The organism is Dietzia sp. IBK-p2-15D (assembly GCF_057773105.1).
The window spans coordinates 48,713-72,271 of record NZ_JBYMTK010000004.1 but is presented as its reverse complement, the minus strand read 5'-3'; the positions used below and the strand labels follow the sequence as shown (position 1 = coordinate 72,271).

Below are 23,559 nucleotides of genomic sequence, written 5' to 3'. Positions count from 1 at the left end.
TCAGGCCGTCCGGTACGCGGCGAGGATGCTGTCGCGAAGGGCCGGATCGGACTCCGTGGAACCATGGGACGGGTTCGTCCACTCCTGTTGGACGCGGCCCGACGATCCCAACAACGCGATTCGGGAGCCGACGACGAGCGCCTCGTCCACGTCGTGCGTCACCATGACCGTGGTGACCCCGAGCTCGGCCGTCACCCCGACCAGCCAGCGTTGCGAGTCCGCCCGCGTGACGGGGTCGAGCGCACTGAACGGCTCGTCGAGCAGCAGGATCTCCGGACGGGTGGCCGCGGCGCGGACGACGGCCACGCGCTGCGCCTGGCCGCCCGAGATCTGGTCCGGACGGGAGTCGGCCAACTCGGCGATCCCGAAGTGCTCGAGCAGACCGTCGACGTGGGCGCGGTCGACACGGCCGCGCAGGGCCCGGAACCGCCCACCCAGCGCCACGTTCTCGCGGACCGACAGCCACGGATACAACAGCGGCTTCTGGAAGACGACCGCGTACGAGTGCGCCCGGTCGTCCCCGGTGTCCGTCGAGCCCACCCGCAGTTCGCCCGCGGCGGGCTCCTCGAGGCCCGCGAGCAGCCTCAGCAGCGTGGACTTGCCGACCCCGGACGGCCCCAGGAGGACCAGTGACTCACCGGCTCGGACCCGGAGCTCGAGGTCGTCGAACAGCACCCTCCCGCCGGGCAGCCGGTGCTGCAGGCCCGACACGCTCACCGCGACGGGCCTGGCCAGGACGCCGGCTGTCACGCGGGCACCCCGAGTCGGTCGAGCTCCCACCGCAGCTGCGACTGCGAAGGTGATTGCACCGGGAGGAAAGCAGCCTCCCGCATGCGGCGATTGGCCGGCGCAGCCTGGGCGTAGCCCATGCCGCCGCAGAGGACGGCCTCGAGCCGGGTCGCGGCCGGCGCGATCTCCGCGCCGTCGAGGCGCAGCAGGAGCAGATCGCCCAGCGTGGCCTCGGTCGGCGTCGCCCCCAGGCGGTGCAGCTCGGCGTGCATGTGCTCGTGCCGTGCCGCCAGCTCGCCGTGCTCGTCGGAGTAGAAGGCGCCGAGGCCCTCGAGCCTGCCCTCTGCCTCGGTCAGGGACCGCGCGGCGACGCCCGAGCAGAACGCCGCCTGCAGGACGAGGAACTGGGGACGCACGCCGGACAGGAAGTCCGCGAGGTCCTCCCCCAGCACCTGGTCATCCGGGACCACCACGCCGTCGAGGCCGATCATGGTGGAGGCCGTCGCGTTGAGTGCGAGCAGGTCGGGGGCGCTGCGGATCTCGACGCCGGGCGCCGAGGCCTCGAAGGTGAGGACCAGGCTGCGCCCGTCCTCGGTGTTGGCGGCGAGCACGATGGTGCTGTCCGGATACACGTTGGAGGCCCACGCGATCGGTCCGTCGATCCTGTACCCGCCCGACACCGGTGTGGCGGTGATCGGGACCTTCCCCAGTCCGACGACCTGCCGCTGGGCGGCGGCCATTCCCGTGACACCGGGGCGGCTGCCGTCCGCGACGGCCCGGTAGGTCCTACCCGCGGCATCGGAACGGTCCGCCGCGTGCCGGAGGTATGCGGCGGTCATACGCTGGGCCCATGCGGCGAACGCAACCGCCAGGCTCTCCGTGGCCACGGCCTCGATGATCGTGGCGACGACGGCGACGGGGGTGCGGTCGACGTCGAAGAGACCGAGCCCGGCGAGGGCGCCGATGTCCTCCCGTAGGTCCGCCTCGTCACGGTCCAGGGCGGAGGCCCGCGCAGCGACCGAGTCGATCACCGCGACGAGCTCCGCCACGTCGACGTCACCGAGTGCGCCGGCAGTGAGCCGGGCTCGGGGCGTACCGAGAACGGAGGCGTGCGTCGCGGCGGTGCTCACGACAGCTCGTGCAGACGAGAGATGGGGGTGGACACGATCTCCCGCGCGCGGACGACGGCGTCGGTGTCCGGAGCGTTGTAGAAGCACAGGCACTTGTCCGTGTCCTCACGCACGTAGGTGCGCAGGAAGGAGACCTCGGGGATCTCGGCGTACTTCGGGGACTTCTCCTTCTTCCGCGTGAGGTAGGTGTCCATGTCGATCTCCGCCGGGATGTCCCACTCGACCAGGTAGCCGGCGTCGGGTCGCGCGGCCTTGATGGTGTCGAGGTCGGTGCCGACCAGGCGGACCTGGGCGGGCGCGGTCACCTCGGTGGCTCCGATCGCTCCGGCGTCGAGGACGGGGGCGTCGCTGTCACAGGCACCGTTCGGGCCGTCCGCGAGCTCGACGATCGTGAAGACGCGTGCGGCACCCTTGGTGACCTGGGTCTCGATGACCTCGGCGCCGCCCGCGGTGAGTGTGGTGGCGAGGGCGTCGACGAGACCGGAGGGATCGGCCTGCTGCTCCGGTGACGGGGTGGTCTCGTAGAGGAAGAGGGTCATGAACAAGTCCTTTCGGGACGTCTCGTGATGGCTTGACGCTAGTAAAAACAGACCGTTCTGTCTATTTATTCCCGAGCTGGGTCCCCCTTTCCGGAGGGCGGCGCGGTGAACAGTGGGAGAACGGAAGCCGTCCGTTACCGCACCGGCACTACAGTCGTGGCATGCGCACTGTCTTCCATTCCAAGCTCGATGAATTCTCGGACCAGCTGGTTCGCTTCTGCGAGACCAACATCCGCCTGCTCGACCGCGCCACCGCGGCACTACTCGACGGCGACGAACTCGCCGCCATCGAGGTGATCGACGGCGCCGCGGAACTGGAGGATCTCCGTGAGGCCAGTGAGCAGCACGCGTTCGAGCTCCTCCTGCTCGAGTCCCCGGTGGCCGGCGATTTACGTCAGGTGGTCTCGGGGATCTACATCGTCGAGCACTTCACCCGCATGGCCGCGCTGGCCGGCCACATCGCCCGGGTCGCCCGACGGCGCCACCCGCAATCCGTGGTCCCCGAGCCTCTCGTTCCCCTTCTCCGCGAGCTCGCGCAGCGGGACGGAGAGATGGCGCGCCGACTCACCGCGCTGCTCGTCGAGCACGATGCGGACAAGGCCCGCACCCTCGATGCCGAGGACGACGCCGTCGATCGTCTCCACTCCGACCTGATGAAGCAGATCTCGAGCGAGGACTGGCCCCACGGCTCCGTCGCGGCCGTTGACCTCGCGCTCCTGGCGCGGTACTACGAGCGGTTCGCCGACCACACGGTGAGCATCGCCAACCGCGTCGTCTACCTCGCGACGGGCGAACGCCCCGAGGGGGGCTCGATCTCCCACCTCGACGACGGCACCGTCCTGGACTGAGGGCAGGCAGGTGGTCTCGGTGAGGGATAAGGTGAGCCCACCGCGTCGTTGAGGAGACCGTCATGCAGCGGACCGGCGATCTGCCCGCGCCCGGGGCGCCGGTCCGGGGCGCCGTGCTCACCGTGGGGTGCGAGGACGTCGATGCCACCGCCCGGATGATCCTGTCGGCCGGGGGCACCGTGGCGCTGGACAAGCTCGCGCTCCCGGGAATGGCCTGGCAGGGCTACTTCCTCGACACCGAGGGCAACGTGTTCGGGCTACACCAGCCTGACCCGGAGGCCGGTTGACACCCGGTCGCGGGAGAACCGCGGCCGGGTGTCGTCGTGCCATCCGGGGTCAGCGGCAGATCGCCCCGGTGGACGCCGACTGCACCAACTTGGAGTACTTGGCCAGGACACCGCGGGTGTAGCGCGGCGGGAGCGGCTCCCAGCCCTCGCGCCTGGCGTGCAGCTCCGGCTCGTTCACGAGCAGTTCCAGGGTGCCCTGCGAGACGTCGAGTCGGATCCGGTCGCCGTCGCGGACGAACGCGATCGGGCCACCATCCACGGCCTCCGGGGCGACGTGGCCCACGCACAACCCTGTGGTCCCGCCGGAGAACCGGCCGTCGGTCATCAGCAGCACGTCCTTGCCCAGACCCGCGCCCTTGATCGCGCCGGTGATGGCGAGCATCTCGCGCATGCCGGGGCCACCCTTGGGACCCTCGTACCGGATCACCACCACGTCGCCCGCGGTGATGGTCCCGTCCTCGAGTGCGTCCATCGCGGCGCGCTCCCGCTCGAAGACCCGGGCGGTGCCCTCGAAGACGTCGGAGTCGAAGCCGGCGGACTTGACCACGGCTCCCTCCGGTGCGAGCGATCCGTGGAGAATGGTGATGCCGCCGGTCGGATGGATGGGCTCCCCCATGGCGCGCAGCACCTTGCCGTCCGGGTCCGGCGGCGCGATGTCGGCGAGGTTCTCGGCGACGGTGCGGCCGGTGACGGTGAGGCAGTCCCCGTGGAGCAGACCGGCGTCGAGCAGAGCCCGCATGACCACGGGAACGCCGCCGATCTTGTCCACGTCGGTCATCACGTGGGCGCCGAACGGCTTGACGTCCGCCAGGTGCGGAACCTTGGCGCCGATGCGGGCGAAGTCGTCGAGGGTGAGCTCGACCTCGGCCTCGCTGGCGATCGCGAGCAGGTGCAGCACCGCGTTGGTGGATCCGCCGAAGGCCATGACCACCGCGATCGCGTTCTCGAACGCCTCCTTGGTCATGATGTCGCGGGCGGTGATGCCCTTGCGCAGCAGCTCCACCACGGCCTCACCGCTCGCCTTGGCGTAGTCGTCACGTCGACGATCCGGGGCCGGCGGCGACGCGCTGCCGGGCAGGGACATGCCCAGCGCCTCAGCCGCGCTCGCCATGGTGTTGGCCGTGTACATGCCGCCGCAGGCGCCCTCGCCCGGGCAGATGGCCCGCTCGATGGTGTCGACGTCCTCGCGGCTCATGAGGCCGCGCGAGCAGGCTCCGACGGCTTCGAAGGCGTCGATGATGGTGACCTGCTTCTCCGTGCCGTCGGAGAGCGTGGCGAAGCCGGGCAGTGTGGAGCCGGCATAGAGGAAGACGCTCGCCAGATCCAGGCGCGCGGCGGCCATGAGCATGCCGGGCAGCGACTTGTCGCAGCCGGCGAGCAACACGGAGCCGTCGAGCCGCTCTGCGCTCATGACGGTCTCGACGCTGTCGGCGATCACCTCACGCGAGACCAGCGAGAAGTGCATCCCCTCGTGTCCCATCGAGATGCCGTCGGACACCGAGATGGTGCCGAACTCCAGCGGGTAGCCGCCCCCGGCGTGGGTGCCCTCCTTGACGGCTTTGGCCAGCCGGTCGAGCGAGAGGTTGCACGGGGTGATCTCGTTCCAGGACGAGGCCACGCCGATCTGCGGCTTGACCCAGTCGTCGTCGCCCATGCCCACCGCGCGGAGCATGCCGCGCGCGGCGGTCTTCTCCAACCCGTCGGTCACGTCGCGGCTGCGGGGCTTGATGTCGGGGCCGCTGTCGGCAGCGGCGTTCTGGTGGTGGGGCGTATCGCTTCCGGAGCTCATGGACTCAGCCTAGGCATTGGCCGCCGCGCTGCGCGGTCGGACCCACCGCCGCGACCCGACCGGCCACGGATCCCGCGCATCAACCGGAAGTCCCGGGGCGAGCTGGGTAGCGTCGGTGGCGACGTGAGCGTCGAGACGAGGAGCGTAATCGGTGGTCTTCGAGCTGTTCCGGCAGATCTCGGCCGTCCTGGTCGTCGTCTTCGTGGTATCCAGTCTGCTCAACGTGGGCCTGACCCAGAAGCCGTCCAATTTCCTGGCGCACCTGCGGAATTGGCACTTTCTGGTGCGGATGGTGCTGGCCAACCTCGTCCTCGTCCCGGCGGTGATGACGTTGGCGGTGACGGTCGCCGATCTCGAGCCCATGTACGAGGCCGGTCTGATGGTCTTCGGCCTGTCCGCCGGCGCCCCGTTCCTCATCGCGCTGACGCGCGAGTCGCGACAGGACATCTCCCTGGCCGCGACCGTGATGACGGTACTCATCGTGGGCACCGTCGTGCTCATGCCGATCCTGCTTCCCACGGTGATCGACGACGTCACCGTCGATGCCTGGTCGATCATCCTCGCACTGCTGGGCCAGATGGTCGTACCCATGGCGGTGGGGATGGCGGTTCGTGAGTACCTCGTCCCGCTTGCCGCTGTGATCCAACCGTGGGCGGCCCGGCTCTCCTCGATCACGCTCTACGGGCTGCTGGCCAGCGTGATCATCGGCTATCTGCCGGAGATGGGCGACCCGGAGCTGTGGCGGGCGATCCTCACGGGGCTCGTCGTCATCGGCATCTCGCTGTTCATCGGCTACATGATGGGCGACGGACACAACAATCTGAAGAAGGTGGGCGGCCTGGCCACCGCCCAACGCAACACGGCCGCTGCCATGATCGTGGCCAGTTCGAACTTCTCCGATCCCGCGCCGATCGTCGTCGTCACACTCGTCAACACGCTGGGCCTGGTGGTGCTGCTGGGCGCCGCGCGGGCGATGAGCCGCGACGCCGAGTTCCTGCTCACGCCGATAGGGGCCGACATTCCGGAGCGTGACGGCAGCTGACCGGAGAGGATGGTCGCATGACCACCGGCACCGATTCCAGGCCCAATTTCCTCGTCGTCGTGGTGGACGACATGGGGTATTCCGACTGTCAGCCGTTCGGTGGTGAGATCGCCACGCCCCACCTCCAGGAGCTCGCCGAGTCCGGCGCCCGGTTCCGGGGCTTCCACACCAGCTCGCTCTGCGCGCCCACACGATCGATGCTGCTCTCCGGCTGCGACAACCATCAGGCGGGCCTCGGTGTGATGCAGCCGCTACACGCGAAGAACCAGTACATGCAGCCCGGATACGAGGGATACCTCAACCACTCGGTGCCGACGATGGCGGAGCTGCTGCGTGACGCGGGCTACCACACCTACCTGGCCGGCAAGTGGCACGTCGGGATCACCGAGGAGACCCGCCCGGCGGCTCGTGGCTTCGAACGCAGCTTCGCCTTCCTCGGCGGCGGGGCCAGCCACTTCCACGACGCGCGACCGTTAAGCGTGTTCGAGGGCAAGCAGACGCTGTACGCCGACGACGACCGTTTCTGCACCGACGAACTCCCCGAGGACTTCTACACCTCAACCGCGTTCGTGGACCGGATGATCGGATTCCTGCGCGAGCAGGAGGACGACCGTCCGTTCCTGGGATACCTCGCCTTCACCGCCCCGCACGACCCACTCCAGGCCCCCGATTCCGATCTCGACCGGTACGCCGGTCGCTATGACGCCGGCTACGGGGCGATCAAGCGGGAGCGGATGGAGCGGATGAAGGAGATCGGCCTGATCGCGTCCGATCTCGAGGTCAACCCGGGTAGCGGCCTGTTCCCCGCCTGGGATGAGCTGTCGGATGACGACCGGCGCCGCGAAGCCCGGAAGATGGAGGTCTACGCCGCGATGATCGAGCGGATGGACCACGAGCTCGGGCGTCTCCTCGACGAACTGGACAGGCTCGGCAAGCGCGAGGACACCGTCGTGTTCTTCCTCTCGGACAACGGCGCCAACCCCAAGCAGCCCGAGTTCTACCAGCCCAACACCGTCGAGACGATCGAGGCCGAGTTCGACAACAGCCTGGCCAACACGGGCCGGATCGGCTCGTTCGTCTCGATCGGCGGGGCGTGGGCGGAAGTCGCGGACACCCCGCTGTCCTATTTCAAGACCACTACCTACGAGGGCGGCACCCAGACCCCGCTCATCGTGGCGGGCGGCCCGGTGACCCGGGAGGGCGTGGTGACCGACGAACTGCTTCACGTCGCCGACATCCTGCCGACCATGCTCGACCTTGCCGGAGTCCGTAGACCCACCGAGGTCGACGGCAGGCCGGTGCCACCGCTGTACGGACGGAGTCTCGCGCCGATGCTCACCGGGCACACCCTCCAACCGGTCCGCGGCGGGCTGGACGCACTGTGCTTCGAGATGCTCGAGTGCCGGTCGGTCCTGTGCGGGGACTGGAAGCTGCTGTGGATGGCTCCCCCGTACGGCGAGGGCGACAGCTGGCGGTTGTTCAACCTCGCGGAGGATCCCCGCGAACTGGTCGACCTGGCCGACCGGTACCCGGGGAAGGTGGCTCAGCTGGAGGCTCAGTGGCGGGCCTACGCCGAGTACGTCGGCTATATCGAGTCGGACGGCACCTCCGCCGCGGCCGAGTTGGGTATCGACCGGTTCTACGAGTTCCGTCTCGCGGACGACTGACCCCGCCGTCCCTCAGCGAGAGCGGTCCCGGACGAGGTCGTACCGACGCAGCGCCTCGAGCCGCTCCTCGGCGTGATCCACGATCCTCTCGGGGTACCCGTGGTCATGCCCGTCCGGCCACCGCCAGGGCTCGTGCGCGGCCGCGCCGGGTAGGTGCCGCAGTTCGGGGACCCACCGGCGGACGTACTCCCCTTCGGGGTCGAAGCGCTGTCCCTGGGTGACCGGGTTGAAGACGCGGAAGAACGGCGAGGCGTCGGTCCCGGTGCCGGCCACCCACTGCCATCCGTGGTTGTTGGAGGCGAGGTCGCCGTCGAGCAGGTGGTCGAGGAAGTGACGCGCGCCGACCGGCCACCACACGTGGAGGTCCTTGACCAGGAAGCTCGCGGTGACCATCCGGACACGGTTGTGCATCCACCCCTGGGCGAGGAGCTGACGCATGCCCGCGTCGACGAGCGGGTAGCCCGTGCGGCCCTGTCGCCAGGCCTCGACGAGGTCGTCTACCTCGGGGCCGCGGTCGTAGGGGATCCCCGCGAGGGTGTCGCGCAGATCCCGCCAGGCGGACCGAGGGTGGTGCCACAGGACGTCGGCGTAGAACTCCCGCCACGCGAGCTCGGTGACGAAGCGACGGGCCCCTTCCCCGTCGGCGGCGGGGTGCGCCCCGAGGTCGGCCAGGATCGTGCGCGGGTGTATCTCCCCGTACTTCAGCGGCGCGGACAGGCGGCTCGTGGTGTCGAGGTCGGGTCGGTCGCGCTGTTGTCCGTAGTGCTCGAGGTCGTCCTCGAGGAAGGACCGCCATCGGGCGAGGGCCGCGGACTCCCCCGCGTCGCGGGTCGTGTCGCGGCCCGCGTCATCGGTCGCGTCACTGTTCGCGCCGCCGGCGCCGGGGAGCTCCCCGGCCGGGGCGTCCGCCCACGGGATGTCCCGGGGCCGGTGTCCGGGTTCGGGCCACCCGTGGTCGTGCCACGAGCGGGAGAACGGGGTGAACACCTGATACGGACGACCGCTGCCGTTGAGGACCCGGCCGGGCCCGACGGCGTACGGCGACCCCGTCTCGACCAGCCGGCGGCCGTCGGCCTCGAGCGCGGTCCGCACGCGCTCGTCGCGGCGCCGGCCGTAGGGCGTGGACTCGCGGCTGATGTGCACCTCACGGGCGCCGGTGAGGGCGGCGAACCCGGGGATCACGCGGGCGGGATCGCCGGTGCGCACGATCAGCGCTCCGGCGGTGTCCGCCGACAGCGCCGCGAGCGAGGCCGTCAGGCGGTCGGCCCGCGCGCCGGCCCTGGCCAGCAGCGCGGGATCGCGCACGAAGACGGGTAGCACCTCGTCCCCCGACTCGACCGCCGCGAGCAGCGCCGGGTGATCCGACAGTCGCAGGTCGCGGCGGAACCAGAGGATCGAGATGCCCACGGGCCCTCCCTCGTCGGCGCTCGCGGCGGATCGACCGGGATCCGCCACCGTGACCCCCGAGTATGGCAGACGTCCGGCCCCTCGCCGGTCGGCCGCGACGCTAGTGCGCGAGGGCCGGGAAGAGCGGCACGACGTGCTCGGCCAGCTCGGCGATCACCTCGCCCACCGGGCGACGGGAGGCCCCCAGACCCAGCTGCACGTGGTTGACCCCGATCCCCCGCAGGTCCTCGAGGTGGTCGACCAGACCCCGCCGGCCGACCCGGAACCCGAAACTGATCGGGGAGGCGGTCTCGCCGGGGTCCTCCGCCAGGTCGATCTGCAGCGACTGCGCGAAGGGTTTGAACACCTCGCCGTCGTCACCGACACCCTCACCCCGGTCGGCCGCCGCGGCGGCCACCGCGTCCCTCCACTGCATGACGGTGCGCCGCTGGGCGTCGAAGTCGCGCGGGTAGGTCATCCACCCCTCGCCGTGCGCGGCGAGATAGGCCACGCTCTGCTGGCACGACCCGATCATGATCAGCGGAACCGACGCGGCGGTGGGTTTGGGCACCACGTCCGCGCTGTGCATCCACCCGCCGGACCACCGGATTCCGCGCATCTCGGTGGTCAGCGCGTGGGTCATCACGCGCAGGTTCTCGCGGAACCGTTCGCCGCGCTGGCCCTGCTCGAGACCGAACGCGCGGAACTCCTCGGGCCGGTCCCCCGACGCCAACCCCAGCAGGAGCCGGCCACCCGAGAGCCGGTCGACGCTGGCCGCGGACTTGGCGACGTGCAGCGGGTGACGCACCGGAAGGACGATCCCGGCGGTGCCCAGCGCGATCCGCGAGGTGTGTGCGGCGATGTGTGTGAGGTAGACCCACGGGTCGTAGACCTGACCGACGTCGCCGAAGGACGGCACCCGCAGCGGGATGTCCCGGACGTAGAGGGCCGCGAACCCGCCGGCCTCGGCGTCCTGTGCGAGCCGTGCCTGGGTCGCGGGGTCGTGGACGTCGTCGCGGTCGGCTCGCGTCCGTAGCGGGAAACCCAGGCCCAGCGTGAGACGACCGGGCGCGTAGGTGCGGCGGAGCCCCGGGAGGTCGCGGGGGTCACCGTCGGAGCGGGTGCACGGCGATGTGGTCATGGCCTCCACCCTGGCACGGACGCTGGACTAAGCTCCCTCTCATCTGTCGACGCGGAAAGGGCGGTCCGTGACCATCACCCTCCTGGCCTCGGAGCCCTCCTCGACCGAACTGGTCTCCCTGTTCTGGATCGTGTTGGTGGTGTGGGCCGCGCCCCTGCTGTCCGGCCTCACGCGGTCGGTGGTGCCCGGAGTGGTGCTGCTGCTCGTCGGCGGGATGCTCATCGGACCCGACGGGCTGGGCCTGGCGGTGGAGTCCGGCGGCGTGGCGTTGGTCGCCGAGATCGGCCTGGGGCTGTTGTTCCTGCTGGCGGGGTACGAGCTGGAGGTGTCGTCGCTGACCGGCCGCCCGGGCCGCCGTGCGTTGCTCAGCTGGCTGGTCGGCGTGGTCCTGGCGACCGGGGTCGGGTGGTTGGTCTCGGGCCGATGGGAGACCGCGGTGGCGATCGGTCTGCTGCTCACCTCCACGGCGATCGGGACGCTGCTGCCGATCCTCAAGGGTGCCGGCCACGACACCACCCCGGTCGGGCGGGCGGTACTCACGCACGGCGCGGTCGGTGAGCTGGGTCCGGTCCTGGTCATGGCGTTGCTGCTGGGGACGCGCGACATCGTGTCCTCGGCCGTGGCCGTGGGCCTGTTCGTGGTGGCGGCGCTGGTGATCCTGGCCGTGCCGGCCCGGCTGCTCCACATCCCGGCCCTGGGGCGCGCGATGGTCCGCGGCACCACGTCGACGAGTCAGCTGGCGATGCGGACGGTCATCCTCCTGCTGGCGTCGATGATGGTCGTGGCCATCGTGTTCGGACTCGACGTTGTCCTGGGTGCTTTCGCCGCGGGGATGATCCTGCGACGCCTGGTCGCCGGGGTCGACGTGCGCCTGCCGCGCACCGCCGACGGCGGACGCCGCGAGCTCTCCGACGTCCTGTTGTCCCAGCTCGAGACCGTGGGGTATTCGGTGTTCATCCCCGTGTTCTTCGTGGTGTCGGGCATGGCGATCAGTGTGGGTGCGGTGGCCGCCGCGCCGTGGCTGTTGCTGTCCGCTGTGGCGAGCATGCTGGTCCTGCGCGGCGGCGGGGTGTGGCTGGGCGAGACCGTGCTGCACGCGCATCCCGACCTCGCGTCGCCGCGCGACCGCGCACGGGTGGGGTTGTACGCGGCGACGGGCCTGCCGATCATCGTGGCGGTCACGCAGGTCGCCGTGGACAACGACCTCATGACCGCCCAGATCGCGTCGGTCCTCGTGGCGGCCGGCGCGGTCACGGTGCTGGCCTTCCCGATCCTCGCCGAGGTGGTGCGCGCCGGGAACGACGACGAGGTGGCCCTTCTCCCGCCCCGGGGCTGATCGCGCCGGAGGCGGACGGGACGGGGTCTACCGGTGCTGGGAGGCCTGCGAGGACCGGGCGGACGCCGTGGCCGCGCGGAGCAGCAGCCCGGGGCCACGGGCCATGAGGACGCCCGCGAGCAGGGCGCCGAGTCCGCCTGCCGCCAGGTCGCCGACGGTGTCCTCGTAGGTCACGTAGATGTCGTCGGTGAGGTAGGCGTATCCGAACCACTCGACCATCTCCCACAGCGCGCCCAGTGCGAGCCCGAACGCCGTGGTGAGCACGACCGCGCCGGTGACGGTGAACCCGCGGGTGCCGGGTGCTCGCACGATCCCGCGGTGGGCGCAGAACAGGTAGGCCACCACCGCCAGGGCGCCGGCCAGCAGGAAGTGGATCGGGATGTCCCACCACCAGATGGTGCGGTAGAGGTCGACGACGTTGCTCCACGCCGCCACGAGCAGGGTGACCGACACTGCAGTGTCCGCCCCCGCGCGCATCCCGAGGAAGCGGGGCAGCATGAGACCGGGTAGGGCGAACGCGACGATGGCCGCGTCGGTGAGTCCGTGGAGGAGCAGTGCGAGCACCACGCTGAGGACACCCAGCACGCGAAGGGCGTCCGCCACCTTCTGTGCCCCGCTCCCGGCGGGTCGCAGGAAGTTGTCGATCACGTCCGCCGGGCCCCTTCCTCGTCTCGCGCGTCGCCTCGCACTCCATTGTGCGCCTCACCGCCCGGGGCGGCGGGGGCGGCGGGGGCGCCCGGACGCGCCACCACGGCGTGCACCGGCAGATGATCCGACGGCCACCCGCCCTCGTGGCGGAGCGGATTGATCGCGGCGTCGGTGACGGTGAGGCCGGGCGTGGTGAGGATCCAGTCGATCCGGGTGCCGTCCCGCCGCGGCCGCCGGTAGTCGGCGTAGGTCCCCCACTGCTCGCTGCGCCGGGTCCTGGCGACCTGCCAGCTGTCCACCAGTGTCCCGTCCGAGAGCAGTTCGCGCACCGCCGCGCTCTGCGGGCCCGCGTTGAGGTCCCCCGTCACGACGGCCGGCAGGCCCCGGGCGACGACCGCGTCCAGCACGGCCCGGGCGGAGCGCAGACGGGACCGGGCCGAGAGCGGGTCGAGGTGCGTGTTGAGCACGAGCAGGTCGTGTCCGGTGTGCCGGTCGCGGAGGTGCGCCTCGACCATCACGCGCGGGAACAGGTTGCCCCAGGACACCGACCCGGCACGGCGCGGCGTGTCCGACAGGGCGGACTGCTCCCAGTCCAGCAACTCCAGGCGGGCGGTGTCGTAGAAGACCGGGCACGCCTCTCCCCCGCCGCCCGCCGACCGGCCCCGGCCGACGTGGGCGTGGTCCGGTCCGAGTCCGTCGAGCACGACGGGGATCTGCTCGGCGACCACCTCCTGCGCGCAGAGTACGGTCGGCCGTTCAGCGGCGAGCAGGGCCCGCACGCGCGGGGCCCGGTGACGCCACCGGTCCGCCGGCCGGGTCAGCGGGGCGGGCACCGGCCGCCGGATGTTCCACGTCATGATGTGTAGGCCCGGCGCGGGCACGGGGCCGATGAGCGGCGGACTTCCCGCCGACGGGTCGGTGGCGGAGTCGGGTGCGGTGTCGCGCTGTGCCATCGGACCTCCTCCGCTTCTCGCCGCCGCCTCGCCCTCTCCGGCGCGGCCCCCACACTATTCGGCGCGCGGGTCGCACCGGACCGGTCTGAGCCTCCACACGATGCTCCCGTGGCGCGACGGCAGCGCCCGGTCGCCCACCCGGCCCAGGAACCGGAGAATAGTGCCCGTGTCCACGACCCCGCCCCTGCCGGTCCGCGACGGCGTGAGCCCCACCCGCCTGCGAGTCCCCGCCGACGGTCCGTGGGCGGGCATCGCCGACTTCATCGAGGCGAGGTTCGACCACCTCGACCCGGACGAACTGCGGCGCCGGATCTCCGCCGGCGAGATCGTCGGCGCCGACGGCCGGGCGATCGACCACGACACCCCGCTGGGCACGCACGAGTTCGTCTGGTACCACCGCGACCTGCCCGACGAGCCCGTCCTGCCCTACCGGGAGGAGATCCTGTACCGGGACGACCACCTCGTCGTCGTCGACACACCGCACTTCCTCCCCACCACCCCCTCAGGCCACTTCCTTCGCGAGACCGCACTCGTCCGGCTACGCACCCGCCTGGGCAACGACGACATCACGCCCATCCACCGCCTCGACCGCGAGACCGCCGGGGTGGTCATGTTCTCCGCCCGCGCCGACACCCGCGGCGCCTGCCAGTCCATGTTCGAGCGGCGAGAGGTCACCAAGGTCTACGAGGCCGTCTCCGCGCGCCCGCCCGGATGGGACCCGGCCGCGCCGACCCTCGGCGGCCGCCCGGCGCCCGTGACCCACCGCGAGCACATCCGGTCGCGGCGCGGCGAGCTGCGCGTCACCCTCCACCCCGAGCTACCGCCCAACTCCGAGACCCTCGTCGACGTGCTCCGGACCGGACACAGCGCCTCCGGGTTGCCCGTCGTCCACACGCTCCTCAGGCCCCGCACGGGGCGACTGCACCAACTGCGCGTGCACCTCGCCGCGCTGGGGATCGGCATCCTCGGCGACCGGCGCTACCCCGACCTGCTGCCCGAGTCCCCCGACGACCCGGACCTCCCGCTACAGCTCCTCGCCCGCGAACTCGAGTTCACCGACCCCGTCACCGGCGAGCCCCGACGGTTCGTGACCCGCCGGACCCTCGCCCACGCCCCCGTCAGCGGCGCCGCTGGACACCCGGGCGAGTGACGCCGCAGCGGGCGGTCAGCAGGTCGGGGTGGGCGCCGCACCGGCCCAACGGTCGAGGGTCCACTGCACCAACTGGGGCGTGAGCGGCGAGTCGGCGGCGACCAGACCCATGTGGTCGAGCCCCGGGTAGGTGCGGAAGTCGATCGGGCTGCCCGCGGCGCACCGACCGGCGACCCAGCTCTCCTGCATCGTCGGCGTCACGAGCGGATCGGCCAGGCCCTGCGCGACGAGGACGGGCGCCGGCCACGGACCGGTCGGCGAGTTCTCCCGCAGGCGGTCGCCGAGCCCGCCGTCGAGGACGGAGTCCGGGAAGACCTGCTCGGGGATCTGGGTCCCGCGCAGGAGCGCGGCGATGACGTCCTTCTCGTTGAAGCACAGGTCGGAGATCTTCTCGACCCCGTGCACGGTGCCCGGGTTGAGGTGGCCGGACAGGTCCAGGTCGGGGTAGATCTCGTTCCACGACGTGGCGATGTAGGCCGAGACGGTCTTGCCGCCGACGCTGTCTTTGTCCTCGTCGGCCAGGCGGTACAGGTCGCTGGCCGGCGCCATGCCGGCGATCCCGCGCAGCGTCAACTCCGGCGCGTAGTCCCCGGCGATCTGCCCGGTCCACAACGCGCCGTGGCCGCCCTGCGAATGGCCCCACACCACGGTGTCGGTGCTCAGGGCCAGCCCGTCGAGCTGCTACGCGGCACGGGAGGCGTCGAGGACGTTGCGCGCCTCGGCCTGCCCCACCAGGTACGGGTGCATGCCGGCCGTGCCCAGGCCCACGTAGTCGGAGATGACGCCGGCCCACCCGTGCTCGGTGACCATCTGTTCGAGGGCGGCGGCCGCGCCGTCGGCGAACGGGGTGGCGCTCAGGGACGGCGCACACCAGGGCACGATGCCCGTCGTCCCGTGGGCGATGCTCAGCAACGGCAACTCGTCACCGCCCCGCCCTGTCGGCGCGATCGCCACGCCGCTGGCCACGGTCACCGTGTCGTCGGGCCGCGTGGTCGTGTAGAGGATCCGCCAGGCGTCGGCGCCGGCCGGGACGCCCGTGGTGAGGAGCTCGGCGCGCAGGAGCACGCCGGGCTCGTCCGGCAGCGGCTCCACCGCCGTGTAGAAGTCGTCGGGCTCGGGCCGGTCGTCGCCGCGGAGCAGCACCGCGCTTCCGATGGCCAGCGCGAGCACCAGCAGGAACACGCCGACCGCCGCGGCTGTTCTCACCCATCGGCGGACGCGGTCGCGTCCCGCGCGGACGGCTGCGCGGGGACGCTCCATGACGAGGTCGACCAGCGCGCGCAGCCCCACGAACACCAGCCACGCGCCCACCGCGTACCGAATCAGTTCGACCGCCAGCACGGGCCAGACCAGGCAGAGCAGGCCCAGCAGGACGGCCGCCGCGCCGCTGAACAGGCCCGCCACTCTCCGGTCGGTACCACTGCGCCAGGCGGCGACCACGGTGTGGACCCCGTGGGCGACCAGCGCGGCGACCATCACCCACAGCAGCGTGCGCAGGCTCGCCGTGCGCCACGCCAGCACGACGATGCCGGCAGCGACCGCGGCGAGCCCGACCGGGATACGCGCCCACCGCCTCGAGTGGCCGGCGCCGTCGACGCCGGTGACCGTGGCGAGTCCGACGACGACGAGCCCCGCCCCCGCCAGCGTGACCATCACCGGCTTACCGAGATGGACGAGGATCAGCACCACGCCCAGGGCGATCGACGCGAGGGCCAGCAGGGCGGCGACGACCCGCCGACCGCGGTCTGTGTGCTGATCGGCCGTGTCGTGCAAGGTCCGTCTCCTCGGGTGATCTCTCGGGCCGACCTCTACTGGCGTATACGGCCCCAGAGAGAAGTTATCCCGCCGCCGGAGCGCGTCAGGCGGGAACTGCGCGTTCCCACCCGTCGACCTCGCGCGGTCTCACCCGTTGACGTCACCCAGGTGGTGCTCGACGTCGTGCACGATGTACTGGCACAGGGAGGCGATGGTGAACACATAGCCGTCGCCGCGTCGACCGGTCCTGTCCCTGTCCGCGGGGCCGACGCGGTCGAGAACCTGCAGGGTCCGGGTCGTGGTGGCGTCGAGTCGGCGGGCGAGGTCCGCCGGGTCGCTGCGCCAGTATTCGTGCTCGACGACCGCCGCCTCGCCGTCGAAGTCGTCGTATGTCGGTTCGGAGCGGTCGAGCATCGCCGCTATTCGGTCCCCCAGGACCTCGATGAGGTCGCGGCAGTGGCCCGCGTACTCCAGCGGCGACCACACCCGGGGAGACGGCCGGTGCTCGACCCCGGGGCGACGCAGGACCACGAGCCATCGGTCGCGGGCGGAGGCCAAGCGGTCGCTCGTGGCGGCCGGGTCATGAGGCCGGTAGCCACATTCCTCGCAGCCCGCCTCGAGCACGGTCGTCCAGTCCCTGGTGTCCGGAAGCGAGGGTTCGGGGGGCGTGTCCATACCTCCACCGTTTCACCGTCCCGGTGGGCCCGCGGCCGGATCGAGACGGTTGCTGGATCTTCCTATCGTGCGCGCCTCAGGACCTAGAACGGCGGAGCCGTGTCGAGCGAGGCTGCGAGGGACCATCTTCCTCCTGCTCCGACTCGTTCTCGAACCATTCGGACGAGACCACGTCCGCCGCATCAGGGCCAGCATCTCGGCTTCCAGAACGCAGTCGCGCTGCCGCTCCCGCTATGACCCCGCCGACCGCAGAGCCGAACCGATTTGCCCCCTCATCGCTCTTGCCCTCAGCCATGTCAACCAGGATTCTGTACTGCGCGGCATTCACGTTCGGAGGGGGAATCTCACGAAGATGATCCATCAGGCGAGTCGCCTGATTCCGGAGCGTGACGAAGGTCAGACCACCGGAGACCACGCCTCCGACGACCGGGACCACCTTTGCGACTGACTTGGCGAAGCTCTGCTTCGTAACCTGAACGCCCACCAGTTTCAGGGTGTGTTTCATCGGCAGGTACCAGGCTGTCTTTGTCAGTGCGGTGTTGGCGATCTTCTTCTGCACGGCCGGCGCCGCGACCTGGGTCGCGAACTTGGTCACCGAAGTCGACGCTCCGGACACCCCCATCATTACCCCGAGGAAGGCTGCCAACATGCCGAGGGTTTCGTCGTCGACATCGTCCACGTCCTTGAGAAAGTCGTGCCAACCGTAGACGAAGGCCAGCTTTTGCATGATCCGGAATGCGTGGACATAGAACTGGGTGACATCAGCCGGAACGGTGGCGAACATCGCCACCCCGCCCGGTAGGCCCGAGGCGAACGAGATCGCTGACGACTTCCTGGTTTCGAACTCGATCGCCGAACGAGCGATGTCGTCGAGAACCACAAGGTTTACTCCGGCTTCGACTGGGGTCGCGGCCACCGCGCCTTCGATTTCCGCCGTCGACAACCCCCTCCTGTGCAGCTCCGCCTTGAGGAAGTGGTCGCGCTCGATTCGGACTCCGCGAAGCTTGAGAATCTTCTTGAGGAACTCGACCGCGAACTTCTCCAAGTCGCTGTCCTGCTCATCAAGAACGTCCTGGACGGAGCCGCTGGCGAGATCCCCCTCGCCGTCGTCGACTACTGCCTCCACAACAGGCTGCTGCTCGACTTCGCGGGCGTCGTCGTTCAATGATCACTCCCCACTCTTTGATTCAGCACTTGCCCGCCCGAACCGACGGAGCGCAGAACCGGCTGCACTGACTGTAGAGCGCCACCACGACACACACGGCCACGTTTCGCGCAGACGGTAGCTCTAAAGCCCTATCTCCAGGCGTCGAACTGGTCAGCGGAGACCTCGGAGAGCCACATCTGCCAGAGCGGGCCGAAGGACACCCGGCGCACCCCGAGCTTCCGCAGGGCCGCCAGGTCGCCGGCGCCGTGTCCCTTCACCGGATGGGCGGTCGCGTTGACGGGGATCGTCACCGCCTGCACGAGACGCGTCAGCTGGTCGGCGGTCGTCACGCCCACCGGGTACACCGATCGCGCTCCGGCGTCCTCCATGAGCGTGATGCGGGCCTCGGCCTCCGCCAGCGGGTCCGAGAAGACGTCCGTCCCCAGCTTGACGGCGTCGGTGCGTCCGTTGATGACGAACGGGACCCCGGCGTCATCGGCCGCGCGGCGGGCGGCGGCGATGTAGTCGGCGTGCTCCTGGCGATCGCGGACACGCTTACCCTCGCGGTGCACGACGTCCTCGATGTTCGCGCCGACCGCGCCCGCCTCGAGCAGGCGGGTGATCAACTCGGCCGGGTCGAGACCGTAGCCCGACTCGACGTCCGCGCTGACGGGGACGGAGACCGCGTCCGTGATCCGCTTGACCACGCGCAGGTACTCGGAGAAGTCCATCTTCTCCCCGTCCGCGCTGCCGATCGCGTCGGCGACGGGGTGGCTGCCCACCGTCAGGCCCCGGAAGCCGGCGTCGGCGGCGACCCGGGCGCTCCAGGTGTCCCACACGGTCGGCAGGACGGCCAGCTCACCCGATTCGTGGAGCTCGGCCAGCGTGGTTGCTCGTGCACGTACGTCGGGCATCTCGGTCCTCCTCGGGAGCGCGGGCTTTCGTCTCCCGACCCTACGCCGGTGGCCCGGCCCTCGGACCACCGTAGAGTGACCCGTATCACATGCCGTCACGCGCACTCCGGAGGTCACCATGAACCACGTCTACAGCGTCACCGAGATCGTCGGCTCCTCACCGGACGGAACGGACCAGGCCATCGCCAACGCGGTCGCGGAGGCGTCCAAGACGCTGCGCAATCTCGAGTGGTTCGAGGTCCAGTCCGTCCGCGGCAAGCTCGACGGCGGCACTGTCGCCCACTACCAGGTGACCATCAAGGTGGGGTTCCGGCACGAGTCCTGACCAGACGCCCGGGGCCGTCACCGGGTTCCGCCGGAACGCGCTGTCCACAGGGGCGTCCCGCCGCTCCACAGAGCACGTCGCGGGGCTGTCGCCGGGCTTCTGTCCGGCCGAGACTCGGGGCATGAGATTCGAGGACCTCCCCGACAACTGGAACACGCTCCCGCTCGACGACGCCCCGCTCGCCGCCGGCGTCATCGACCTCGTCATCGGTCACCACGACCGCGGCCGGAACACCATGCTCATCCTCCCGTGCGACGAGTACGACGTGGGCCTGCCCGCCCCCATCCTCGTCAGCGACGTGGACTGGCTGTGCACGTCGCACGAGCGACGCGAGGCGATGGCCGTCCTCCCCGCGATCGCGGCGCCCGGGTTCGTCGTGGGGCTGTCCGCCAGGCGCCGGCTCCCCGACAAGGTGGTGCGGGGATGGCTGCGGTCGATCGAGGACGAGCTCGACGCCTCGGGGCAGGCGCTGCTGGCGCTCGGGGTGGCGGACGTGGACACCGTGGAGATCGTGGGCGGCCGCGCCTCGCGCAACGGCAGCCGCGGCCGCGCGGCCGGCTGAGCCGTGGCCGGACCGCGGTCGCGCGGCCGGGTGAGCCGCCGCTGACCCCCGCTCGCGGATGAGAGGGCCCGGCCGTCCCGCCGGTAACATCGACCCTCGTGCCCGACAACTCACAGGCCCCGGGAGCGGGCAGCATCGTCGACTACTCGGCGCTTCCCGGGCCGGGGGGCCGCCGGTCCAAGCTGCCCGCCGTCGACTCGCCGCGGTGGACTCTCAAGGTGGCGCTGTCCCAGCGTCCCTGGAGCTTCATCGCCTCGGGCGGCATGGCCGTCGGGTTCCTCTGCAACGGGCTGACCCCTGTCGTCGTGGGGCGCGCGGTCGACGACGCGATCGCCACCGGCCGTCTGAACCGGCTCTGGCTCTGGATCGGCGTGCTGGCCTGCGTGTTCCTGGTGGCGATGGTCGCCAACTGGACCGCCCGCTTCATGTTGGTCCGCAGTCAGCAGCTCGTCAGCCACGACCTGCGCACCGCGGTCACCGACCGCATCCAGGACCCGCGCGGGTTCGCCGGCCGGGAGCGCACCGCGGGCGGCCTGCTGTCCATCGCCTCCTCGGACACCACCCGCGTCGGCGACATCGTCATGATGACCGTGATGCCCGTCGCCGAGGCCGCCGCCATCACGTACGGCGCGGCGATGATGTTCACGATCAACCCGTGGCTGAGCCTGGCCACTCTGATCGGCGGACCGGTGCTGGTGATCGTCGCGCTCCGGGTGGCGCGGCCACTGCAGAGCCGGTCGGTGGCGCGCCAGCAGGCCATCGCCCAGGCGGCCGCCACCGCGACCGACGTGGTGCAGGGGTTGCGGATCCTCAAGGGTCTGGGGGCGATCGTCACCGTCCGGAAGCACTACGACGAGGTTTCGGACGACGCCTATCGCAAGACCGTCCACGCCGATGCGGCCGAGGCGCGTCTCAACGGCGCGACCGAGGCGACGGGCGCCGTCTTCGTGTCGACGCTCGGCCTGGCGGCGGGAGCGTTGGCGCTCGCCGGCCAGGTGACGATCGGTGAGCTGATCACGGTGGTCGGCCTCACCCAGTTCCTCGTCGTCCCGATGACCATGTTCGGCCGCAACATCGCCTCGCGCTGGGCCTCGGCGGAGGCGTCCGGCCGACGGATCCGCGAGGTGCTCGGCGCGGACTTCGAGCGCATCTCGGAGGCGGACGCCGCCGCCACGGAGCGGTTCATCCGAGCCCTGCCGGCGGGCCTGACGGTCGTCGACGGCTCCGATCCCGAGCTGATCCATATCCTCGAGTCGCTGCCCCGCACGCGGGTGGCGGTCGTGCCCCACGCCGCCGACCTGTTCGACGGCAGCGTGGCGGACAACGTCCACCCCGATCGCGCGGTGGCCGAACACGCCCTGCGGGTCGCCTGCTGCGACGACATCCCCGACGGCCCCGACAAGCGGGTCGGTGAGAGCGGGCGGATGCTCTCGGGCGGTCAGCGGCAGCGCGTCGCCCTCGCCCGCGCCGTCGCGTTCGACCCGGAGGTGCTCGTGTTGCAGGACCCCACCACCGCGGTGGACTCGGTGACCGAGCAGAACCTCGCGGACAACTTCGCCCGGGAGCGGGCCGGGAAGACCACGATCGTCGTCAGCCAGGCGCCGGCGTGGAACGCCGTGGCGGACGCGCGGCTGAGCGCGCGGCAGCTGCGCGAGACCGCCGAGGGGCTGCTCGTGGGGGCCGAGGGATGACGACGACGAGTTCGACTCCACCCGTGAAGACCGACACCGCCCTCCGGTTCCCGGTCGCCTCGGCGGGCCAGGTCCGTCGCGAGGTGGCCCGGCAGCTCTCCCGGGTCCGCCATGCCGGGCGGTGGCTGGTGGTGGCGTTGATCCTGCTGAGCCTCGGGGCGACCGCGGGCGTGCTCATCCCCCAGCTGATGGGCCGGATCGTGGACCTGGTCTCCGGTGAGCGCGCGGGGTCGCTGTGGCAGATCGGCGGATTGCTGTTGGCCGCGGCCGTCGGCGGCGCGGCGCTCAGCGCCTCCGGCTTCTACCTGGTGGCCAGGTTGTCCGAGCGGGTGATCGCCAACCTGCGGCAGGACATGGTCGGCACCGCGCTCGGACTGCCCACCCACCGGGTGGAGGACGCGGGCTCCGGTGACCTCGTCAGCCGGTCCACCGATGACGTGGCCGAACTGTCCTCCGCGGTCACCGAGACCGTCCCGACGCTGTCCACGTCCGTTCTGACGGTCGTGGCCACGGTGATCGCCCTGTTCGCACTGGACTGGCAGTTCGTCGTCATCCCGCTCGTCGTCGCGCCTCTGTACTGCGTCGCCGCACGCCGCTACCTGGCCAAGGCCCCGCAGCGCTACGCCGCGGAGCGGGCCGCGATGGCCGAGCGGGCCCGGCGCGTGCTCGAGGCCATCCGCGGTCGCGCGACGGTGCGCGCGTTCTCCCTCGAGGACCGGATGCACACCCTGATCGGGAACGCGTCCTGGGACGTGGTCCGTAAGGGGATCCGGGCCCGGACCACGATGCTCGTGCTGAACGTGTGGATGCTCATCGGCGAGTTCCTCATGCTGGCGATAGCGCTGGCGGTCGGGTACCACCTCGTCGCCACAGACGCCCTGACGGTCGGCGCGGTGACGGGCGCGGTCCTCATGATCATCCGACTGCGGGGACCGCTGAACACCTTCATGCGCATCCTGGACGTCGTGCAGTCGGGATACGCCTCGCTCGCCCGCATCGTGGGCGTCGTCGTGGACCCGCCCGTGTCCGTGCCCGACAGCGGAGTGGACGCGCCGCAGGGTCGCGTCGAACTCCGCGGCGTCGGCTTCAGTTACGGCGGGTCCTGGGCCGTGCGCGACATCGACTTCGCCATCTCGCCCGGTGAGACGGTCGCGGTCGTCGGCGCGTCCGGGGCGGGGAAGACCACCGTCGCCGCGCTCGTGGCCGGCCTGCTCGTCCCCGACGCCGGCGAGGTCCTGGTCGACGGCCATCCGGTCTCGTCGCTGTCCGACTCCGAGCGCATCGCCCGCCTGGCCACGGTCAGCCAGGAGGTCCACGTCTTCTCGGGCACACTGCGTCAGGACCTGACGCTGGCCAAACCCGCCGCCACCGACGAGGAACTGCGACTCGTCCTCGAACGCGTCCACACCACCGCATGGTTCCGCCGACTGCCGGACGGGCTCGACACCGTTGTCGGGGCACGCGGCATCCAACTCGACCCCGTCGCCGCCCAGCAGCTCGCGCTGGCCCGGGTGCTGCTGCTCGACCCGGCCGTCATCGTCATGGACGAGGCCACCGCGGAAGCCGGGTCCGCGGGTGCCGGGGCACTCGAACTCGCCGCTGACGAGGTCACCCGTGATCGTTCGGCCCTGGTCATCGCCCATCGCCTCGATCAGGCATCACGCGCCGACACGATCCTCGTGATGGACGGGGGCGCGATCGTCGAACGCGGCTCGCATGCCGCGCTGATCGAGAGGGACGGGATCTACGCCCGTCAGTGGTCGGCATGGTCCGCCGGCCGGCAGGCCTCTCGGGCGTCGGCGACATCCCAGGCCGGCCCCGGGTCCGCCCAACCGGGGTAGATGA

General features: G+C 71.0%; 23 protein-coding genes. 10 read left to right on the top strand and 13 right to left on the bottom strand.

Going from position 1 to position 23,559, the window contains the following annotated elements:
* Genes AC3DEV_RS07715 through AC3DEV_RS07705 form a run of 3 tightly spaced genes read right to left on the bottom strand, consistent with a single transcriptional unit; the run spans nucleotide 1 to nucleotide 2,398 of the window.
* Nucleotides 1-702 (bottom strand): ABC transporter ATP-binding protein, encoded by a 702-nt coding sequence (locus AC3DEV_RS07715; RefSeq protein ID WP_325768021.1) that lies wholly within the window; start codon nucleotides 700-702, stop codon nucleotides 1-3.
* A gap of 44 nt (nucleotides 703-746) precedes the next feature.
* Nucleotides 747-1,859 (bottom strand): acyl-CoA dehydrogenase family protein, encoded by a 1,113-nt coding sequence (locus AC3DEV_RS07710; protein WP_488371743.1) that lies wholly within the window; start codon nucleotides 1,857-1,859, stop codon nucleotides 747-749.
* Nucleotides 1,856-2,398 carry a DUF4242 domain-containing protein gene (locus AC3DEV_RS07705; RefSeq protein WP_488371742.1) on the bottom strand — a complete coding sequence of 181 codons (543 nt, stop codon included), beginning with the start codon at nucleotides 2,396-2,398 and terminating at the stop codon, nucleotides 1,856-1,858. Before AC3DEV_RS07705 ends, AC3DEV_RS07710 begins: the two co-directional genes overlap by 4 nt.
* A gap of 161 nt (nucleotides 2,399-2,559) precedes the next feature.
* Between AC3DEV_RS07705 and AC3DEV_RS07700 the strand changes: the two genes are divergently transcribed.
* Both AC3DEV_RS07700 and AC3DEV_RS07695 read left to right on the top strand, forming a co-directional pair.
* Nucleotides 2,560-3,246, top strand: a complete 687-nt coding sequence (locus AC3DEV_RS07700; protein WP_396467016.1) for a phosphate signaling complex PhoU family protein — start codon at nucleotides 2,560-2,562, stop codon at nucleotides 3,244-3,246.
* A gap of 62 nt (nucleotides 3,247-3,308) precedes the next feature.
* Nucleotides 3,309-3,533, top strand: coding sequence for a VOC family protein (locus AC3DEV_RS07695; protein WP_488371741.1), 225 nt, complete (start codon nucleotides 3,309-3,311; stop codon nucleotides 3,531-3,533).
* 49 nt (nucleotides 3,534-3,582) lie between these two features.
* Here the strand turns inward: AC3DEV_RS07695 and ilvD are convergent, their stop codons facing one another.
* Nucleotides 3,583-5,322 (bottom strand): dihydroxy-acid dehydratase, encoded by a 1,740-nt coding sequence (gene ilvD, locus AC3DEV_RS07690; RefSeq protein WP_488371740.1) that lies wholly within the window; start codon nucleotides 5,320-5,322, stop codon nucleotides 3,583-3,585.
* 151 nt (nucleotides 5,323-5,473) lie between these two features.
* On the opposite strand from ilvD, the gene AC3DEV_RS07685 reads away from it, so the two are divergent.
* A complete protein-coding gene (locus tag AC3DEV_RS07685; RefSeq protein ID WP_488371739.1) occupies nucleotides 5,474-6,364 on the top strand; it encodes a bile acid:sodium symporter family protein in 891 nt (296 codons plus the stop codon).
* Between the two features lie 17 nt (nucleotides 6,365-6,381).
* Nucleotides 6,382-8,031 (top strand): arylsulfatase, encoded by a 1,650-nt coding sequence (locus AC3DEV_RS07680; protein WP_488371738.1) that lies wholly within the window; start codon nucleotides 6,382-6,384, stop codon nucleotides 8,029-8,031.
* A gap of 12 nt (nucleotides 8,032-8,043) precedes the next feature.
* Here AC3DEV_RS07680 and AC3DEV_RS07675 read toward each other — a convergent pair whose 3' ends face one another.
* Nucleotides 8,044-9,432: a cryptochrome/photolyase family protein gene (locus AC3DEV_RS07675; RefSeq protein ID WP_488369097.1), complete on the bottom strand. Its 1,389-nt coding sequence runs from the start codon at nucleotides 9,430-9,432 to the stop codon at nucleotides 8,044-8,046.
* A gap of 106 nt (nucleotides 9,433-9,538) precedes the next feature.
* Complete coding sequence (locus AC3DEV_RS07670; protein WP_488371737.1) at nucleotides 9,539-10,558, bottom strand: TIGR03571 family LLM class oxidoreductase; 1,020 nt, start codon at nucleotides 10,556-10,558, stop codon at nucleotides 9,539-9,541.
* Between the two features lie 67 nt (nucleotides 10,559-10,625).
* Between AC3DEV_RS07670 and AC3DEV_RS07665 the strand changes: the two genes are divergently transcribed.
* A complete protein-coding gene (locus tag AC3DEV_RS07665) occupies nucleotides 10,626-11,894 on the top strand; it encodes a cation:proton antiporter (protein WP_488371736.1) in 1,269 nt (422 codons plus the stop codon).
* Nucleotides 11,895-11,921: 27 nt separating this feature from the next.
* Here AC3DEV_RS07665 and AC3DEV_RS07660 read toward each other — a convergent pair whose 3' ends face one another.
* The gene (locus AC3DEV_RS07660) at nucleotides 11,922-12,542 is read right to left on the bottom strand and encodes a DUF2238 domain-containing protein (protein WP_488371735.1); all 621 of its coding nucleotides are present in this window, start codon (nucleotides 12,540-12,542) and stop codon (nucleotides 11,922-11,924) included.
* Nucleotides 12,539-13,495: an endonuclease/exonuclease/phosphatase family protein gene (locus tag AC3DEV_RS07655; protein ID WP_488371734.1), complete on the bottom strand. Its 957-nt coding sequence runs from the start codon at nucleotides 13,493-13,495 to the stop codon at nucleotides 12,539-12,541. The genes AC3DEV_RS07660 and AC3DEV_RS07655 overlap by 4 nt, the downstream gene beginning before the upstream one ends.
* A gap of 166 nt (nucleotides 13,496-13,661) precedes the next feature.
* Here AC3DEV_RS07655 and AC3DEV_RS07650 point away from each other — a divergent pair, with 166 nt between their 5' ends.
* Entirely contained in the window at nucleotides 13,662-14,645 is a 984-nt protein-coding gene (locus tag AC3DEV_RS07650) for a pseudouridine synthase (protein ID WP_488371733.1), read from the top strand.
* Nucleotides 14,646-14,660: 15 nt separating this feature from the next.
* Here AC3DEV_RS07650 and AC3DEV_RS07645 read toward each other — a convergent pair whose 3' ends face one another.
* The 5 genes from AC3DEV_RS07645 to AC3DEV_RS07625 all read right to left on the bottom strand — a co-directional run bounded on the left by AC3DEV_RS07645 (nucleotide 14,661) and on the right by AC3DEV_RS07625 (nucleotide 19,136).
* Nucleotides 14,661-15,308, bottom strand: coding sequence for a lipase family protein (locus tag AC3DEV_RS07645; protein ID WP_488371805.1), 648 nt, complete (start codon nucleotides 15,306-15,308; stop codon nucleotides 14,661-14,663).
* Between the two features lie 18 nt (nucleotides 15,309-15,326).
* On the bottom strand, nucleotides 15,327-16,418 hold the full coding sequence (locus tag AC3DEV_RS07640) for an HdeD family acid-resistance protein (protein WP_488371732.1): 1,092 nt from the start codon (nucleotides 16,416-16,418) through the stop codon (nucleotides 15,327-15,329).
* Nucleotides 16,419-16,547: 129 nt separating this feature from the next.
* On the bottom strand, nucleotides 16,548-17,075 hold the full coding sequence (locus AC3DEV_RS07635) for a DinB family protein (RefSeq protein ID WP_488371731.1): 528 nt from the start codon (nucleotides 17,073-17,075) through the stop codon (nucleotides 16,548-16,550).
* A gap of 76 nt (nucleotides 17,076-17,151) precedes the next feature.
* Nucleotides 17,152-18,240 (bottom strand): hypothetical protein, encoded by a 1,089-nt coding sequence (locus AC3DEV_RS07630; protein ID WP_488371730.1) that lies wholly within the window; start codon nucleotides 18,238-18,240, stop codon nucleotides 17,152-17,154.
* A gap of 131 nt (nucleotides 18,241-18,371) precedes the next feature.
* Nucleotides 18,372-19,136 (bottom strand): isocitrate lyase/PEP mutase family protein, encoded by a 765-nt coding sequence (locus AC3DEV_RS07625; protein WP_488371729.1) that lies wholly within the window; start codon nucleotides 19,134-19,136, stop codon nucleotides 18,372-18,374.
* Nucleotides 19,137-19,254: 118 nt separating this feature from the next.
* On the opposite strand from AC3DEV_RS07625, the gene AC3DEV_RS07620 reads away from it, so the two are divergent.
* The 4 genes from AC3DEV_RS07620 (at nucleotide 19,255) to AC3DEV_RS07605 (ending at nucleotide 23,555) form a co-directional block, all read left to right on the top strand.
* Nucleotides 19,255-19,461: a dodecin gene (locus tag AC3DEV_RS07620; RefSeq protein ID WP_131885533.1), complete on the top strand. Its 207-nt coding sequence runs from the start codon at nucleotides 19,255-19,257 to the stop codon at nucleotides 19,459-19,461.
* Nucleotides 19,462-19,582: 121 nt separating this feature from the next.
* On the top strand, nucleotides 19,583-20,023 hold the full coding sequence (locus AC3DEV_RS07615) for a hypothetical protein (protein WP_488371727.1): 441 nt from the start codon (nucleotides 19,583-19,585) through the stop codon (nucleotides 20,021-20,023).
* Between the two features lie 98 nt (nucleotides 20,024-20,121).
* Nucleotides 20,122-21,714, top strand: a complete 1,593-nt coding sequence (locus tag AC3DEV_RS07610; RefSeq protein WP_488371726.1) for an ABC transporter transmembrane domain-containing protein — start codon at nucleotides 20,122-20,124, stop codon at nucleotides 21,712-21,714.
* Nucleotides 21,711-23,555, top strand: coding sequence for an ABC transporter ATP-binding protein (locus tag AC3DEV_RS07605; protein ID WP_488371725.1), 1,845 nt, complete (start codon nucleotides 21,711-21,713; stop codon nucleotides 23,553-23,555). The genes AC3DEV_RS07610 and AC3DEV_RS07605 overlap by 4 nt, the downstream gene beginning before the upstream one ends.
* Nucleotides 23,556-23,559 lie beyond the last annotated feature (4 nt).

Excerpts from the sequence above, each read along its gene's own strand:
- AC3DEV_RS07705 (WP_488371742.1), bottom strand. The coding sequence starts at position 2,398 with ATGACCCTCTTCCTCTACGAGACCACCCCGTCACCGGAGCAGCAGGCC.
- AC3DEV_RS07700 (WP_396467016.1), top strand. The coding sequence starts at position 2,560 with ATGCGCACTGTCTTCCATTCCAAGCTCGATGAATTCTCGGACCAGCTG.
- AC3DEV_RS07695 (WP_488371741.1), top strand. The coding sequence starts at position 3,309 with ATGCAGCGGACCGGCGATCTGCCCGCGCCCGGGGCGCCGGTCCGGGGC.
- ilvD (WP_488371740.1), bottom strand. The coding sequence starts at position 5,322 with ATGAGCTCCGGAAGCGATACGCCCCACCACCAGAACGCCGCTGCCGAC.
- AC3DEV_RS07680 (WP_488371738.1), top strand. The coding sequence starts at position 6,382 with ATGACCACCGGCACCGATTCCAGGCCCAATTTCCTCGTCGTCGTGGTG.
- AC3DEV_RS07670 (WP_488371737.1), bottom strand. The coding sequence starts at position 10,558 with ATGACCACATCGCCGTGCACCCGCTCCGACGGTGACCCCCGCGACCTC.
- AC3DEV_RS07655 (WP_488371734.1), bottom strand. The coding sequence starts at position 13,495 with ATGGCACAGCGCGACACCGCACCCGACTCCGCCACCGACCCGTCGGCG.
- AC3DEV_RS07635 (WP_488371731.1), bottom strand. The coding sequence starts at position 17,075 with ATGGACACGCCCCCCGAACCCTCGCTTCCGGACACCAGGGACTGGACG.
- AC3DEV_RS07625 (WP_488371729.1), bottom strand. The coding sequence starts at position 19,136 with ATGCCCGACGTACGTGCACGAGCAACCACGCTGGCCGAGCTCCACGAA.
- AC3DEV_RS07620 (WP_131885533.1), top strand. The coding sequence starts at position 19,255 with ATGAACCACGTCTACAGCGTCACCGAGATCGTCGGCTCCTCACCGGAC.
- AC3DEV_RS07615 (WP_488371727.1), top strand. The coding sequence starts at position 19,583 with ATGAGATTCGAGGACCTCCCCGACAACTGGAACACGCTCCCGCTCGAC.
- AC3DEV_RS07605 (WP_488371725.1), top strand. The coding sequence starts at position 21,711 with ATGACGACGACGAGTTCGACTCCACCCGTGAAGACCGACACCGCCCTC.